Below are 15,164 nucleotides of genomic sequence, written 5' to 3'. Positions count from 1 at the left end.
AGGCAAGTATAACTTACGTCATATTAAAAATGCTATTTATGAAACTGCAGCGCTTATTGAAAAGTTGGGTTGCCACAGGTTTGGTTCTTTTATCATTGGCTTTTTACAAAACAACAGCCCCTGAACCGATCCCGGCGGCCCCTAAAAAACAATGCTGCAGAGGAATAAAAGATTGCCCGGCTGCAAAACCATCCAATTCCAATGCCGGCAGATCCATTATTTGGGATTCCATGGCAGAAAATCTGCTTTCTGCCCGATTATAAGGAGACAGGAATATTACAGGTTTCCAGCTAATCCAGCCTAAAGCTGGATTTTTTTTGCGGTATTGTAACTTTAGGGGTCGGCTGTACGTATAATTAATAAACCATGCAGAAAATTCAACGAAACTGATTATGACGGAAAGGGAATATAACGAATGTGTGCGGATATACTCGGATAATGTATACCGGTTTATCCTGAAAAACCTCCGCCACGAGGAAGATGCGAAGGATGTTGTACAAACGGCATTTGAAAAAATGTGGCAACACCGAGAAGAAGTTTCGTATGATAAAAGCAAAAGTTACCTTTTTACCGTAGCGTATCACCAGATGATTGATCACCTTAGAAAAGTTAAACGGGTGGTTTTAAGAGACGAATTCCAGGAGCATGTCAGTATTTCCAACAAACCGGCTAATAATTTGAAAAAGGTATTGGAAGAAGCCCTTTCGAAATTGAGTGAAACACAACGCAGCCTGGTTTTATTAAAAGATTATGAAGGATATTCTTATGAAGAAATAGGCAAAATCACTGCATTGAGCGAGAGCCAGGTAAAAGTTTACCTGCACAGGGCCAGGATACAATTGAAGAACTACCTGGTAAAACCGGAAAATGTGATTTAAGGTCTTCCTAAAAAGAATAATCATGAACATCAATAGAAATAATTACGAAGAATTTTTCCTGTTATATGCCGATAATGAATTATCAGCAGCACAAAAACAGGCTGTAGACGCGTTCGTTGCAGAGCATACCGACCTGAAAGCCGAGTTGGAAATGATTTTGCAAACTGTATTGCCTATTGAGCATATGCCCGTATTCCTGGATAAAGAAAGCCTGTTCAGGACAACTGATACCCAAAGCCTGGTGAACCCGACCAATTATGAAAGTTATTTTGTTCAGTATGCAGATGATGAATTAACTAATGAAGAAAAAGCAGCAACTGAACAGTTTGTTTACAAACATCCTGAGTGCCAGGAAGAATTTGAACTGATCCTGCAAGCCAAATTCCAGCCAGATACCCAAATTCAATTTCCAGACAAATCACTTCTTTACAGGACCACCGAAACAGAACGCCGCCCGCTAATTGCACTGTGGATAAGGTATGCAGTTGCGGCCGCTTTAATACTGGTTACCGGACTGATATGGTTGCAGCAACAATCAAATACAACTGTACAGCAACAACAGCAAATTGCAGCTGTAAAAGAAGCTACTAAAACAGCCAAGGAAACCAGTTCATTAATTAATCCTGTGAAAAAAGGCCAGGAAACAGAAAAACAACAGATTGCCTCACTGGATAAAACTGGCCAAAGGTATCAACCGGGAAAAAAGGTAATTGAAAAACTGGCAGCAAATCCAGTTAGGGAAATAACACCGGCTATTAAAGCAGTACAGAGTGCAGATCCCCCCCTTGCTGATAACCCTGCAAACCATGAAAATCCTGCTACTGATCAATCAACCATCGATGCACTAGCCGCCAACCTGAAACCTGGCATTACCGTGGATAAGCCAATAGTTGAAGAAACAGGTAAAGCCCCAACTGAAGCTTACCCAAGCAATGCTGCCAAAGAAGATTATATATATGTTGCCAATACCACAATAAACCGGAAAACACCGCTTAGGGGATTCCTCCGGAAAGCTAGCCGGTATGTAGAACAAAACAATCCACTTTCATCAGAACATAAAAAAGGTGGTGTATTCACTGCCTCTTATGAACAGTAATTTCTATTAGTCAAACGATAAAACAAAGGATATGCTAAAGAAGATCAGCCTCTTGGCCCTGGTAACCATTTCCGGTATCAACCTCATGGCCCAGACAGACACAACAAAGAAAACACCACAAAACACCGGAGACACGATGCGGATTGGCAACATCATCATCCTGAAAAACGGGGGTGCAGGAACCACGGGAACAACCTACAGTGACTGGGATATCAATATCTATCGCCATAACCCTGGCAAGCCAAAAAACCTTTCTACCAGTTGGCTCATCTTTGATTTCGGTTTTAATAATTTCACTGATAACACAAACTATTCGAGTGCTGACGTAGCGGTCTATGCACCAGGCAGCAATGCCGACTGGTTCGGCTTACGCAATAACAAATCAGTAAATGTTAACCTATGGATATTCATGCAAAGGCTTAACATATATAAACACGTTGTAAACCTGAAGTACGGAGCGGGATTCGAATGGTACAATTTCCGGTTCGATGATAATATCCGTTATTACAAAAATCCGCCCCGCATAGAAATGGATACGGTGATTACATATTCAAAAAACAAACTGGCCACTGATTATGTAACCATTCCCCTGATGTTGAATTTCAATTTCACCCCGAATAACCCGGAATACAAGTCCTTTGGAATCAGCGCAGGGATCAGTGCTGGTTACCTTTATAACTCAAGGAATAAATATATCAGTGATGAAACGGGAAAGCAAAAAACGAAAGGAGACCTGGGACTTGAGGATTTCAAACTTGCCTATATCGCTGAAGTTCAGTTAGGACCAATAAAGTTGTATGGTTCCTACGCTACCCAAACGATGTATAAAAAAGGGCTTGACCATACTCCATATGCTGTTGGCCTGAGGTTAAGTCATTGGTAAAAAATAATTACCATCCTGTTAAATATATACAACCGCCCTTGCGGTTGTTTTTTTTTGCCCTCAACCGCATCACACAATAACGTATATTAGTAAAAAAGATCATAAAATGAGTTATCCAGTAATTGACATTGAGGGTATTGGCGAAACTTATGCAGCCAAACTTGAACAACACGGCATAAAAAGGACCGAAGACCTTTTGCAAAAAGCAGGGACCAAGGCCGGCCGTGAAATCCTGGCCACTGCAACAAAAATCCCTGAATCACTTATTCTCACCTGGGTAAACCATGCAGACCTTTTCAGGATTAACGGGGTTGCAGGGCAAACTGCCGAATTACTCGAAGCAGCAGGGGTAGATACTGTAAAGGAACTGGCAACCAGGAATGCGGCAAATCTCCATACCCGGCTTTCAGAGGTTAACCAGCAATTTGGGTTGTCGGGAAAAGTTCCTTCAACTGAAATGCTGGAAGGAATGATTCAGGAAGCTAAAAACATGGATAAAAAGGTTTTCCATTAAACCAATCTCTTCATATTAAATCAACAAAAAATGAAACAGCAAATCGGACGGGTCTTATTAGGGCTGTCACTGGTTCTCTCCTTTATGTTTACAGCCTGTGCCCCTAAAGACGCTGACATCGAAAAAAACATTGCTACAGCCATTTCAGCCTATCCCGGTGTTAGTGTAAGTGTGAAAGACGGTGTGGCAACCATCACCGGGCAGGTAGCGGATGAAGCCACCAGGACTGCAGTTGAAACAGCAGCTAAAGCAGTGAAGGGGGTAAAATCAGTATCAAATGAACTCACTATACCACCGCCGCCGCCGCCACCTGCTCCAGTTGTGATTAACCCCGATGAAACCTTGCAAAAGGCAGTAAGTGAAATTCTGGCCAGCCAGAAACAACCCAAAGTCCAGGCCGTTGTAAAAGATGGTGTGGTAACATTAACCGGGGAAATAAAAAAAGCTGACCTGCCCGGGTTGATGCAAAAACTGAATGAGATCAAGCCCAAAAAGATCGAAAACAAATTGGTCATCAAATAAACTAAATTACCATGGGATTACAGGATAAATACAAAGCCCTTATTGATACAGCAAAAGCTGATGGGGTAAGCGATTTGCAGGTCAGGGAGCAGGATGGCGTATTGTATATCGACGGTACAACTTCCAGCAGTTCGGGCAAACAAAAACTTTGGGATCTATATGAAACCCTCAATCCCGATTTCAGGGATTCAGACCTAGTACTGAACTTAAGTATTGCAGCAGGTGCAGAAGAAACCTATACAGTTAAGAGTGGTGACAACCTTAGTAAGATTGCGAAGAAATATCCCGGTTTAACCTGGAAGGATATTTACGAAGCCAATAAGGATAAAATTAAAAATCCCGACCTGATTCAACCAGGCTGGGAATTGAAAATTCCTAAGAAATAATACGATGCGCCCCGGTCACCGGGGCGCTTTTGTTAACATTCACCAAAGTTTTTCCACATCAGTAATATTTTTATGCCTGGCAGCGTTTTTGTTTTACCCTAAGTCGTCGAAGCTTTAAAAAACAAAACATATGCAACTGTCACGTTTTTCCGTATCCTTTATGCTTCTATGCACAGTTGGCCTATTTTCATTTTCCGGCCACAATTATCGCTGTATCCGCTACAACCACCTGAATGGTGAGTTAAATGGCACCCCCCGCATCATGATCGACAAATCAGACTACGAACTCAGCATCTATGATGATGAAGGTTGGTATGCTACCTACCCGGTCGTTTTCGGTGAAAAGACCCTGGGCGACAAAATGATCCAGGGAGACAGGAAAACGCCGGAAGGGGAATACAAGATCGTTTCGAAGCGCCCCCACGAAAAATGGGGCGAGATTATGTTGCTGGATTATCCAACTGCTGCCGACAAGGCAAAATTCAACGAACGCAAAGCCAAGGGGCTGATCCCCCCCAATGCAAAAATGGGGGATGGTATCGGGATCCATGGAACCTGGCAGCGGGATGACATGGCGGTAGACTACTTCCAGAACTGGACAAATGGCTGTATTAGCCTGAAACGCAGTGAGATGGATGAAATTTATGCCCTGATCCCTGTAGGTACCAGAGTGAGTATACGAAAATAGTTATCCACCAATTAAAAAAGCCCATAAATTTTTTAGCCATATCGCCAGATATGGCTATTTTTGTTTGTAATTTACAGAATCTAGTCTTATATATCCTGGTAGAACAACCACAGTTTCCCGACCCCCTTTTTGTAGAAATTTTTTAAACCTATGCAGGTGCATTATGCTACCTGGAGGAATTTAATTATTTCAAAACTGTATTGTTTATGCATTCACTTATCAACAAATACTCTACCATGAGAAGACTATTACACTTAACCTTCCTATGTCTTTTATTTTCGGGTGCTGCGATGTCGCAGGCCAGATACTGGGTAGCCCCGGGCGCTTCTGGAAACTGGAATGCTTCTGCAAACTGGTCATTAACATCAGGTGGTGCTGGAGGCGCAGGCGTACCATCTGGAGCACTTGACGCTATTTTCGATGGTGGCAGTAGTGCAAATTGCGTATTGAATAGCCCTGCATTTATTTCGTTGCGTGATTTCACAATTAATGCAGGTTATACCGGAACTATCACTCAACCCCTGGGTAGTTTCCTGCTGGTTAACCGTGATTTCAATATAGCAGGAGGTACCATCACACCATTGGGATCAGTAGTTATAACGAGAAACCTTACGCAATCTGGTGGCACTTTTAATTCAGCTGCATCGGGTAGTACGATTAGCGGTGTTACTAGTATTTCAGCTGGCACTTTTAATATCGACGGGCAACTCCAGTTCGACGGAAACGTTTTCATTTCCAATCCTGGTGCAACCATTAACCCTGGTACCAGTGCGGTTACGTTTAATGGTTCCACTAGTACTGTCATAAATATTAATGGTACTGCGTCCGGCTCTGTTACATTTTATGATGTCATCCTGGATAAAAGCAATCCGGGTACACAGAACTTTAATGTTGGCACAGCGGTTCCCGACCAGATTTTTGTCCTGAATGACCTAACGTTAACTAACGGAAGTTTGGGTACGGGAACAGGAGTTGTGCATGTTGGCAGGAACCTGCTAGTTGACAATGGCTTTCTTGGCGGCTTGGTTGACCTGGTACTTGATGGCTCAGCAAATTCAACAGTTACCGTAAACGCACCATTCACAACAGGGGGCGGCGGTATTACAACAATAAATAAAACCAACCCGGCTGCAACGGTTTCATTTGTGACTGATCTTCCATCTAATACAATCAATTTTAATACGCTTACCAATAATACATTTAACGTAACAAGTGGTACAGTAAATTATCCTGATGGGGATGCCGTTAATTTAAGCTATGGCACATTTAATGTTGGTGCGGCTGGTACATTTGTTGCTACTTCAAATACTACCACTTTCCAGGGTAATTTAAATATCGACGGTGCTTTCAATGCTAATGGTGGTACTGTAAACTTGCAAGCTGCAGCAGCAAGAACCTTAGCTGTTCAGGGAGCTGCTACAAATGCTTCCGTCAGCTTCAATAACATCATCCTTGATAATACCAGTGCGGCCGGCAACTTTAATATCCAGGCCGGTGATGTGTTGATTGCAACCGGCAATGTCACTATTACTGATGGTCGATTTAATGGAGGAACCCTCCAGGTAGATGGTAACCTTACTACCAGTGCAGCAAGTAATGCTACAACAGCAGGAACAGCCCTGGTTTTTGGCGGAAGTGGAAATTCAATAGTAACCCTTGATCCGGCAGCCACAGGCAATTGGAACGGTCCGATCACCATTAATAAAACTGGCGGTGGCACCGTTACACTTGCCTCCCCTTTTGTTCTTGACCAAAATAACCAGAACATAACATTTACAAGTGGTGTGGTGAACACCTCCGCAACCAATTACCTGCATTTTAATGGTAACAGCATAACTTATTCAGGGGCCAGCAGCGCAAGCTATGTTAGCGGTTTTGTTCGCAGAACCGGAACTACTAGTTTTATTTATCCAACCGGTGATGCGGGTTTCTTTGCACCAGTAAATATTTCAGGTACAACTGCATTTGGAGGAGTTATGGCTTTTAATCCTGTTACCGGGCTTCCGCCAACCTACCAGGTTCAATACCTACGCCAAAATCCACAGGTACCCTTCCCGAATACTAATAACCCGCCAACCGATGGCAATACACCACCTACGGTGCTTACCCTGAGCCAACAGGAATATTTCACTGTAGACTTTGTAAGTGATGTTCCTGGATTCCCACCTACAGATTATCCTACAAACCCACCATATATCTGGTTTTCCTATGAAAACCTCCGCAGTGGTGGTTTGACGGATGTGAGTAGTGTAATTCCTGTTGCATGGTTAACTAACCGCTGGGGTAATTTGGGCCCTTCTGGTAATACCACCACAAATGCTGGCATTACCTATTTAAGAACTGGTATCAGGGCATTCTCTATTGCAGATGTCAATCCTGTATTTACTTTTGGAACAAACGACCCAATAGCCAATGCGTTACCGGTTAAATGGCTAAGCTTTACTGGCCGTGCTGTAAATGGTGCAGTAGAATTGAACTGGAGCACAGCTTCCGAGAAGAATAACGAGAAATTCAGCATTGAGCGTTCTGCTGATGGCACTAACTTCTCTGCAATTGGTACTGTAAATGGCAATGGAACAACTGACCTGACATCTTATTACAATTTCACCGACAATCAACCATTAAGCACTAATGGATACTACAGGATCAAGCAAACTGACCTGAATGGCAAGTTTAGTTATAGCGGTGTGATCAGGATTTCTGGCAGCGGATCTGCATTCGCCGGACTGAAACTTTATCCAAACCCGGTTACAACATCTGTTCCATTGAATATTGAAAATGCAAACTGGAGTAACCAGAAAGTAAAAGTTACCATCATCAACGCAATTGGTAGCGTGGTTCGCCAGGAAGAAATCAGTTTTGGACATGATAGTCGTGCACGCATTAATGTTTCAGGATTGCAAAAAGGCAGTTACTTTATGAGCACCCAGGTAAACGGGGAAAAACAAGTATCCCGGTTTGTCATCCAGTAATTAGCCGTAATTAATAATTATATTCAAGCCCCACAATTGTGGGGCTTTTTTTTATGTTGTATTATTTTGTAAAAATCATGATGCGGGGTGCCCTGGGCATGTTCTTTGAAAAGATTTCGGCCCGAAACCTTGATAATATTCCGCAAAGTGGTGCAGCATTGCTGATAGCAAACCACCCATCTTCTTTAATGGATGCTGCTTTACTGGGAATTTTAATAAAAAGGCCAATTCACTTTTTTGCAAGAGGGGATATATTTATACATCCATTGGTGGCCAGGGTATTAAATGCCTTGCATATGCATCCTGTTCACCACCACCAGGGCGGAAGGCAAACCCTTGGTGCTAATAAAGAATCATTTAAAAAAGCGATAGAATTACTTTCGGCCGGGGAACTCGTCCTGTTTTTCCCGGAAGGAAGCAGCCATATCGAATATAGCCTTCATCCTTTCAGGAAAGGAGCATTCAGGATCGCTTTTCAAACTATTTCGCTAAACCCCGGCCTTACACTTCCAATTATTCCGATTGGCATAAATTATAGTCACCCTACAAATCTTTTCAGCCGGGTTTGGGTGCAGGCCGGGCCGGCCCTAATTACTAATGACTTGCTGGATACTTACCAGCATCACCCAACTATTGCCCTGAAACAATTAACACAGCGTTGTTACCACGCAGTCCAAAACCTGGCTATTGATAGCAGGCATTTGTCCCCTCGCATTCTTTTCCTGGCCCTGGATACCTGGAGACAGTCCAACTATGCAGCTTCATTTTCTTCAACTCATCAAATTGAAGCCGAAACAGCTATCAGCAATGCCTATCCGATTTGGTGGCAGCAAGCTGAAGAACCGCTTAAACATTATGAGGATTTACTATTGCAGGCGGGTTGCACTCCTGCTACTATTGGGGCATCTGCACTTCCCAAAACTTCAGTAATGCCTTTAATAATTGGCTTCCCGGCAGCCATAATTGGCTGGTTACTGAATGCCCTGCCATTGATACTTGCAAGACATATTGCCGATCAAATAGTTAAAAGAATTGATTTTTATTCCTGGATACTGGTCTCTTCATCGGCCATTTTGTGGCTCTGCTGGTTGATTTTCATGGCCATTCTATCCTTTTCATTTTTACCTTCCTGGGAAGCGATAGCGATATTATTCATAAGCATTTCAACAGGACAATATTGCTGGAATTACTTTGCTTATTACCAAAAATGGAAAGCCGGGCAGGCAGCAAAAAAACTGCCAACAACTGAACTTACCAACCTGCAATTGGCTTGTGAAAAGGTATTGGCAGCGATTCAAGAATGAATATTGCCAATTAATTGATTACTCCTTAAAGCTTACCCTGCTTGATTTCATCCACTACTGCGGGATCCAGCAGTGTTGAAGTATCGCCCAATTGCTCCAATTCCCCTTCTGCAATCTTGCGCAAGATTCGACGCATAATCTTGCCACTTCGGGTTTTGGGAAGTCCGGTTACAAACTGGATTTTATCGGGTTTTGCGATCGGGCCAATGATTCGGCTTACCGTTTGCGTTATATCCTGTCGGCGCAGGTTTTCATCACCATGGGTTCCCTGGAATATTACAAAGCAATAAATTCCCTGCCCTTTTATATCGTGCGGATAGCCTACAACAGCGCTTTCCACAACTCCCGCATGCATATTGATGGCATTCTCTACTTCGGCTGTACCTATCCGGTGGCCGCTGACATTCAGCACATCATCAACCCGACCGGTTATACGGTAATAGCCGTTTTCATCCCGGTAACAACCATCACCTGTAAAGTACATATTCTCGTATGCTGTAAAATAATTTGTGCGGCATCTTTCATGGTCACCATAGGTCGTACGAATTATTGATGGCCAGGGAAAACGGATACAAAGGTTTCCACCTACATCATTGCCAGCAATTTCTTCACCTTTTTCATCAACCAGCACAGGTTGTATTCCGGGCATGGGCAATGTAGCAAAGGATGGCTTTGCCGGTGTAACGCCAGCCAGGTTACTGATTAATACACCCCCGGTTTCGGTTTGCCACCAGGTATCAACAATGGGGCACCTGCCTTTCCCGATATTCTCATCATACCAATGCCAGGCTTCCTCATTTATTGGCTCGCCGACAGTTCCTAACACTCTTAACGAGGAAAGATCCTTGTCCTTTACAGGCCCTAATCCAAATCCCATTAAGGACCGGATGGCAGTAGGTGCGGTGTATAAAACATTTACTTTATACTTGTCTATTACTTCCCAGAACCTGCCTGCGTCGGGCCATGTCGGTATGCCTTCGAACAAAAGGGTTGTAGCCCCGGCACTTAGCGGGCCGTAAACAATATAACTATGGCCTGTAATCCAACCTATATCTGCAGTGCAGAAGTGAATATCCCCGGGCTTATACTGAAAAACATTTACAAATGTATAATTCGTATACACCATGTAACCAGCTGTCGAATGCACAACGCCCTTTGGTTTACCGGTTGAGCCGGAAGTATACAGGATGAACAGGGGATCTTCTGAATCCATTTCTTCGGCCGGACAATCCACGTTCCCCTGGGTTTCAACTTTTTTAATTTCATCTTCCCACCAGACATCCCGCCCTTTTATCATCGAAACGGCCGTTCTTGTGCGGGTCAGCACAATAACCCGCTTTACAAATCTGCACTGTATCAACGCATCATCGATTACATTCTTTAACGGGATTTCCTTGTTACCACGGAATGCACCATCACAGGTAATTATATATTCTGCATTGGCATCCATCAGCCTGTCGGCAATGCTTTGCGCACTGAATCCGCCAAAAATTACCGAATGAATAGCCCCAATCCTGGCACAGGCCAAAACTGCGATAGCCAGTTCCGGTACCATACCCATATACAGGCAAACCCGGTCTCCTTTTTTTACGCCATTATTTTTTAGCACATTGCCAAATTGCATCACTTTATTGTGCAATTCGCGATATGTTAGCACCCGGTGGTGTTCTTCAGGATCATTCGGCTCCCAGATAATTGCTGGCTTATTACCCAAAGTTCCCAGGTGCCTGTCGAGACAATTTTCTGTAATATTCAATTTCCCGCCCGAAAACCATTCGACCTTCGGATCCTTGAAATTCCAGTCCAGCACGTTATTCCAGCGCTTTCTCCAAAAAAAATGGCTGGCAATATCTGCCCAAAATGCTTCGGGGTCTTCAACACTTTTTTATAGGCAGCGTTGTACTGCTCCATTGATGTAATCTGATAGGGATATGACATATGGCTTCAATATAGCTTGCTAATTTAGTATGTTTATGAAAACAATAATTTGTAACTATCTTTTCTGATGCAGCAAAATTCACCAACAAGCGGAATATGGCGCGTAATTGGTGCTTCTTCCGTGGGCACATTAATAGAATGGTACGACTTTTACATCTTCGGAAGCCTGGCCACAGTAATAGCTAACCAGTTTTTTCCAAAAACAAATCCAACTGCCGCACTGCTCAGCACATTGGCAACCTTTGCTGCAGGTTTTGTGGTACGGCCATTTGGCGCACTGGTGTTTGGACGGCTGGGCGACCTGGTTGGCAGGAAATATACCTTTTTGCTTACCCTGATCCTGATGGGCGGATCAACATTTGCAATAGGCCTTGTGCCGGGTTACGATCAAATTGGTTTTGTTGCCCCTATTTTGGTCCTGGTGTTGCGCCTGATCCAGGGCCTGGCACTCGGAGGTGAATATGGTGGTGCAGCCACCTATGTGGCGGAACATGCTCCGCCACACCGCAGGGGATATTTCACCGCATGGATACAAACAACCGCAACGCTGGGATTGTTTGTATCGCTGGGCGTTATACTTTTAACCCGGCACAGCCTGGATAGTAACCCCATTGAATCCATAAGAAAATTCAATGACTGGGGCTGGCGAATCCCATTTTTAATATCCATTATACTGGTGGTGATCTCCATTTATATCCGGATGAAAATGAATGAATCGCCCTTATTTGCGAAACTTCAGGCTGAAGGAACGATTTCAGTAAACCCGATAAAGGAAAGCTTTGGTCATAAGTTGAACCTTAAAATGGTATTACTGGCATTATTTGGCGCAACCATGGGCCAGGGGGTAGTTTGGTATACGGGGCAATTTTATGCCCAGTCTTTCCTGGAAAATGTTTGCAAAATTGATTTTGACCAAAGCAGAACAATTTTAATCTGGGCCATCCTTTTTGCAACACCCTTCTTTGTGGTATTTGGAAGCTGGAGCGATAAAGTCGGCAGAAAATGGATCATGATGGCCGGGATGTTGCTGGCTGTTTTAGCCTACCGGCCTATTTATGGAAAAGTATTAGCACTTACTGATACCAATACCCAACAATCTGCATTAGTTAAGCAGGAACTGCTGGCAGATAAGATCGTCGCCATTCCCAAAACACGTGATTCAATAGTAACCCGGAGCAGCAGGAATATCTTAGCCAATGGCTTCATCTTTACCGTGCAACACATTGATACCATATTTTACGCGGCTGCCTTGCCAATGAAAGCAAAAACAAAAGTTTTAACCGTCGAAAAAAAACCCGACCCTGCAACCTATAGGATGCTAATATTTCTTGTCTTCCTGCAAATCCTATTGGTCACGATGGTCTATGGCCCAATCGCCGCTTTCCTTGTTGAATTATTTCCAACCAAAATCAGGTATACAAGCATGTCTTTGCCATATCATATCGGCAATGGAATATTTGGCGGGCTAACGCCATTTATTGCGACCTTACTCACTACAAAATATACAACAGACAAATTGGTCGGGCTTTGGTATCCCATTATTATTGCGGCAGTTTGCCTGGTGATTGGGGTATTATATGTCAGCAACAGGATTGACCCGGATGTAACCGATTAAAACAATTTACAAATGAATCAACTTAAAAAATATCTTGGCATCTTCTGGATGGTTTTAGGGCCGGTAACTATTTATTTTTTAATAAAAATGGCGGCCGGAGAAATAAGACTCAAGCCTGATATCGACACCAAAATACAATGGGGCGTTTTTGTCATCATATTTATTCCCATTGCCTTAGGCATGACACTTTTTGGCTATTATGCACTGCAGGGGGAATATGAAAAAGATATCGAAAGCTAGCAACAGGGTATTCTCAGTTAATGATTTTGTTAAATACATTAACATTAATCGCCCTTTCTTTTCTGTTTTGTATTTTCGCCACCTATTGGCAAAACGAAGTAAAACATATGGTCTCCGTTTATACCGTGTCAGGTGGCTCGTTCAGGGTATAACTGTATTTTTCATAATGGCCCTTACAAGCAGCCTGGTTTCATTGCCTTTTGCTTCGAAAAAGGCAAAAACTGTAATACTTAATACTGTTGAAGAAGAGGCCGTTAACAATGCTGGTAATTTCAATGAAGAACATAAAAGCGGTAAAACACCGCAATGCCAGTTCCTTGATTATGCCGCCTTTCTTGCCCAACAAAATATTCAGGAAAAAACTTTCCTGATTCCCCGTTCCGTAAACTTTCTCTCTTCCGATTACTCCCGGAAAATGATTCAACCCCCGGATTGCTGAAATACCATCTGATTTAACTTGTTATTTTATTTTTCATGTTATTGCCATGTCATGCCATGCTATGCAGTTAAACATGCTGTCAGCATTACATGCATTTCAAACCAATTATTATGTCTCAAAGAAATAAAACCCTCTTAAAAAATATTTCAGCTGATTTACCCGCTTCCATTGTCGTTTTCCTGATTGCCCTTCCCCTTTGCCTGGGAATTGCCCTTGGATCCAATTCTCCCTTGTTTTCCGGAATAATCGCCGGTATCGTAGGCGGTATAGTTATTGGCTTAATGAGTGGATCCCAATTGAGTGTGAGCGGGCCAGCTGCAGGCTTAACTGCCATTGTTGCCGGGGCACTTGGCAAGATTCCCACCTTCGAAATTTTTCTGGTTTCTGTAGTATTGGCGGGTGTATTTCAAATCATCCTTGGATTTTTAAAAGCCGGCGTACTTGGTGATTTTGTTCCGGGATCTGTTATTAAGGCTATGCTGGCAGCGATTGGTATTATCCTTATCCTGAAACAATTACCTCACCTCATTGGATACAATGCAGATTTTGAAGGAGATGAAACATTTTTACAACCCGACGGCACAAATACATTTTCAGGAATATTTAAATCACTGAATTTCATCCATCCTCTAGCATTGGGTATTGGCCTGTTTTCCCTGTTGCTTCAAATTGCCTGGGAAAAAGGATTGGCAAAGAAGTTCAGGCTTTTGAAACAGGTACCGGCACCCCTGGTGGTTGTTTTGATAGCTGTTGGAATTAATCAGTGGTTCATAGGAAATCATTCTGGCAACGCCTTACCCGAAAATGCCCTGGTAAGTATCCCGATTGCCACTTCATTTGATGGGTTTACTTCCTTATTCAGATTCCCCGATTTCAGCCAGCTGGGTAATTTAACGGTATGGACAACCGCCCTTACTTTGGCCATTGTTGCCAGCCTTGAAACCCTACTGAATATCGAAGCCAGCGACGAAATGGATCCCTACCAACGAGTAACTCCTACAAATCGTGAGTTAAAAGCACAAGGAGTGGGTAATGTGGTTTCCGGACTATTGGGCGGATTGCCTGTGACTTCTGTAATTGTAAGAACTTCAGCCAATATTAATGCGGGTGCAAAAACAAAAACAGCTGCTGTAATGCATGGCGTATTACTGTTCTTGAGTATTGCTTTTTTCCCGGGACTTTTAAACTTGATTCCCCTGCCTGCATTGGCTGCAATTTTAATTTTCACGGGCTTTAAGATGGCTAAGCCGGCTATCTTCACTGAATTATTCCGTAAAGGTTTTGACCAGTTTATTCCATTTGTTGTTACGATTGTTGCAATTTTAGTGACAGATTTACTGGTCGGCATATTGATAGGTTGCCTTGTTGGATTATTTTTTGTTATGCGAAGCAATTTCAAGTCAGCAGTTTTTGTTGTTTCCGATGAAAACAGGCATTTGTTCAGATTAAGGAAAGATGTTTCATTTTTGAATAAACCCTTACTGAAAAGAAAGCTTGAAGAAGTGCCGATGAACGCTTATGTGCTGATCGATGCCAGCCGGGCAGATTTTATTGACAGGGATGTGATTGAAGTAATTGAAGATTTCAGGAAGCATGCCAACTTAAAAAACATAAATGTCGAATTGAAAAAAAGCCAGTTTAAAGACCACGGATTCTGAAATATTGACAACTACCAAAAACATTCAAAAT

At 42.9% G+C, this 15,164-nt stretch carries 14 protein-coding genes; 13 read left to right on the top strand and 1 reads right to left on the bottom strand.

Annotation, left to right across the window (positions count from 1 at the left end):
* The first annotated feature begins 392 nt into the window (after nt 1-392).
* From LAQ65_RS12490 to LAQ65_RS12450, 9 genes are all read left to right on the top strand, one after another.
* On the top strand, nt 393-878 hold the full coding sequence (locus LAQ65_RS12490) for an RNA polymerase sigma factor (RefSeq protein ID WP_224117304.1): 486 nt from the start codon (nt 393-395) through the stop codon (nt 876-878).
* 22 nt (nt 879-900) lie between these two features.
* The gene (locus LAQ65_RS12485) at nt 901-1,974 is read left to right on the top strand and encodes a hypothetical protein (RefSeq protein ID WP_224117303.1); all 1,074 of its coding nucleotides are present in this window, start codon (nt 901-903) and stop codon (nt 1,972-1,974) included.
* A gap of 31 nt (nt 1,975-2,005) precedes the next feature.
* The gene (locus LAQ65_RS12480; protein ID WP_224117302.1) at nt 2,006-2,857 is read left to right on the top strand and encodes an outer membrane beta-barrel protein; all 852 of its coding nucleotides are present in this window, start codon (nt 2,006-2,008) and stop codon (nt 2,855-2,857) included.
* 106 nt (nt 2,858-2,963) lie between these two features.
* Nucleotides 2,964-3,371 carry a DUF4332 domain-containing protein gene (locus LAQ65_RS12475; RefSeq protein ID WP_224117301.1) on the top strand — a complete coding sequence of 136 codons (408 nt, stop codon included), beginning with the start codon at nt 2,964-2,966 and terminating at the stop codon, nt 3,369-3,371.
* 30 nt (nt 3,372-3,401) lie between these two features.
* Nucleotides 3,402-3,893 carry a BON domain-containing protein gene (locus tag LAQ65_RS12470; protein ID WP_224117300.1) on the top strand — a complete coding sequence of 164 codons (492 nt, stop codon included), beginning with the start codon at nt 3,402-3,404 and terminating at the stop codon, nt 3,891-3,893.
* 11 nt (nt 3,894-3,904) lie between these two features.
* Nucleotides 3,905-4,279 carry a LysM peptidoglycan-binding domain-containing protein gene (locus tag LAQ65_RS12465; protein ID WP_224117299.1) on the top strand — a complete coding sequence of 125 codons (375 nt, stop codon included), beginning with the start codon at nt 3,905-3,907 and terminating at the stop codon, nt 4,277-4,279.
* Between the two features lie 130 nt (nt 4,280-4,409).
* A complete protein-coding gene (locus LAQ65_RS12460; RefSeq protein ID WP_224117298.1) occupies nt 4,410-4,967 on the top strand; it encodes a L,D-transpeptidase family protein in 558 nt (185 codons plus the stop codon).
* Between the two features lie 236 nt (nt 4,968-5,203).
* Nucleotides 5,204-7,939: a T9SS type A sorting domain-containing protein gene (locus LAQ65_RS12455; RefSeq protein WP_224117297.1), complete on the top strand. Its 2,736-nt coding sequence runs from the start codon at nt 5,204-5,206 to the stop codon at nt 7,937-7,939.
* Between the two features lie 53 nt (nt 7,940-7,992).
* Nucleotides 7,993-9,243 (top strand): 1-acyl-sn-glycerol-3-phosphate acyltransferase, encoded by a 1,251-nt coding sequence (locus tag LAQ65_RS12450; protein ID WP_224117296.1) that lies wholly within the window; start codon nt 7,993-7,995, stop codon nt 9,241-9,243.
* Between the two features lie 25 nt (nt 9,244-9,268).
* On the opposite strand, the gene acs is transcribed toward LAQ65_RS12450, so the two are convergent.
* Nucleotides 9,269-11,092 carry an acetate--CoA ligase gene (gene acs, locus LAQ65_RS12445; protein WP_224117739.1) on the bottom strand — a complete coding sequence of 608 codons (1,824 nt, stop codon included), beginning with the start codon at nt 11,090-11,092 and terminating at the stop codon, nt 9,269-9,271.
* Between the two features lie 156 nt (nt 11,093-11,248).
* On the opposite strand from acs, the gene LAQ65_RS12440 reads away from it, so the two are divergent.
* From LAQ65_RS12440 to LAQ65_RS12425, 4 genes are all read left to right on the top strand, one after another.
* A complete protein-coding gene (locus LAQ65_RS12440) occupies nt 11,249-12,796 on the top strand; it encodes an MFS transporter (RefSeq protein ID WP_224117295.1) in 1,548 nt (515 codons plus the stop codon).
* A 12-nt stretch (nt 12,797-12,808) separates the two neighbouring features.
* Nucleotides 12,809-13,036 carry a DUF6814 family protein gene (locus LAQ65_RS12435; protein WP_224117294.1) on the top strand — a complete coding sequence of 76 codons (228 nt, stop codon included), beginning with the start codon at nt 12,809-12,811 and terminating at the stop codon, nt 13,034-13,036.
* A 166-nt stretch (nt 13,037-13,202) separates the two neighbouring features.
* Nucleotides 13,203-13,475 (top strand): hypothetical protein, encoded by a 273-nt coding sequence (locus LAQ65_RS12430; RefSeq protein WP_224117293.1) that lies wholly within the window; start codon nt 13,203-13,205, stop codon nt 13,473-13,475.
* Between the two features lie 110 nt (nt 13,476-13,585).
* Complete coding sequence (locus LAQ65_RS12425) at nt 13,586-15,133, top strand: SulP family inorganic anion transporter (RefSeq protein WP_224117292.1); 1,548 nt, start codon at nt 13,586-13,588, stop codon at nt 15,131-15,133.
* Nucleotides 15,134-15,164: the final 31 nt, after the last annotated feature.

This window comes from Flavihumibacter profundi, assembly GCF_020076305.1.
Taxonomy (GTDB): Bacteria; Bacteroidota; Bacteroidia; order Chitinophagales; family Chitinophagaceae; genus Flavihumibacter; species Flavihumibacter profundi.
The sequence above is the reverse complement of the archived record's forward strand: the minus strand, read 5'-3'. Positions and strand labels throughout refer to the sequence as shown.

Coding starts and splice junctions, on each gene's coding strand:
- LAQ65_RS12465 (WP_224117299.1), top strand. CDS start 3,905: ATGGGATTACAGGATAAATACAAAGCCCTTATTGATACAGCAAAAGCT.
- LAQ65_RS12480 (WP_224117302.1), top strand. CDS start 2,006: ATGCTAAAGAAGATCAGCCTCTTGGCCCTGGTAACCATTTCCGGTATC.
- LAQ65_RS12485 (WP_224117303.1), top strand. CDS start 901: ATGAACATCAATAGAAATAATTACGAAGAATTTTTCCTGTTATATGCC.
- LAQ65_RS12455 (WP_224117297.1), top strand. CDS start 5,204: ATGAGAAGACTATTACACTTAACCTTCCTATGTCTTTTATTTTCGGGT.
- LAQ65_RS12430 (WP_224117293.1), top strand. CDS start 13,203: ATGGCCCTTACAAGCAGCCTGGTTTCATTGCCTTTTGCTTCGAAAAAG.
- LAQ65_RS12490 (WP_224117304.1), top strand. CDS start 393: ATGACGGAAAGGGAATATAACGAATGTGTGCGGATATACTCGGATAAT.
- LAQ65_RS12460 (WP_224117298.1), top strand. CDS start 4,410: ATGCAACTGTCACGTTTTTCCGTATCCTTTATGCTTCTATGCACAGTT.
- LAQ65_RS12440 (WP_224117295.1), top strand. CDS start 11,249: ATGCAGCAAAATTCACCAACAAGCGGAATATGGCGCGTAATTGGTGCT.
- LAQ65_RS12475 (WP_224117301.1), top strand. CDS start 2,964: ATGAGTTATCCAGTAATTGACATTGAGGGTATTGGCGAAACTTATGCA.
- LAQ65_RS12435 (WP_224117294.1), top strand. CDS start 12,809: ATGAATCAACTTAAAAAATATCTTGGCATCTTCTGGATGGTTTTAGGG.
- LAQ65_RS12425 (WP_224117292.1), top strand. CDS start 13,586: ATGTCTCAAAGAAATAAAACCCTCTTAAAAAATATTTCAGCTGATTTA.
- LAQ65_RS12450 (WP_224117296.1), top strand. CDS start 7,993: ATGTTGTATTATTTTGTAAAAATCATGATGCGGGGTGCCCTGGGCATG.
- LAQ65_RS12470 (WP_224117300.1), top strand. CDS start 3,402: ATGAAACAGCAAATCGGACGGGTCTTATTAGGGCTGTCACTGGTTCTC.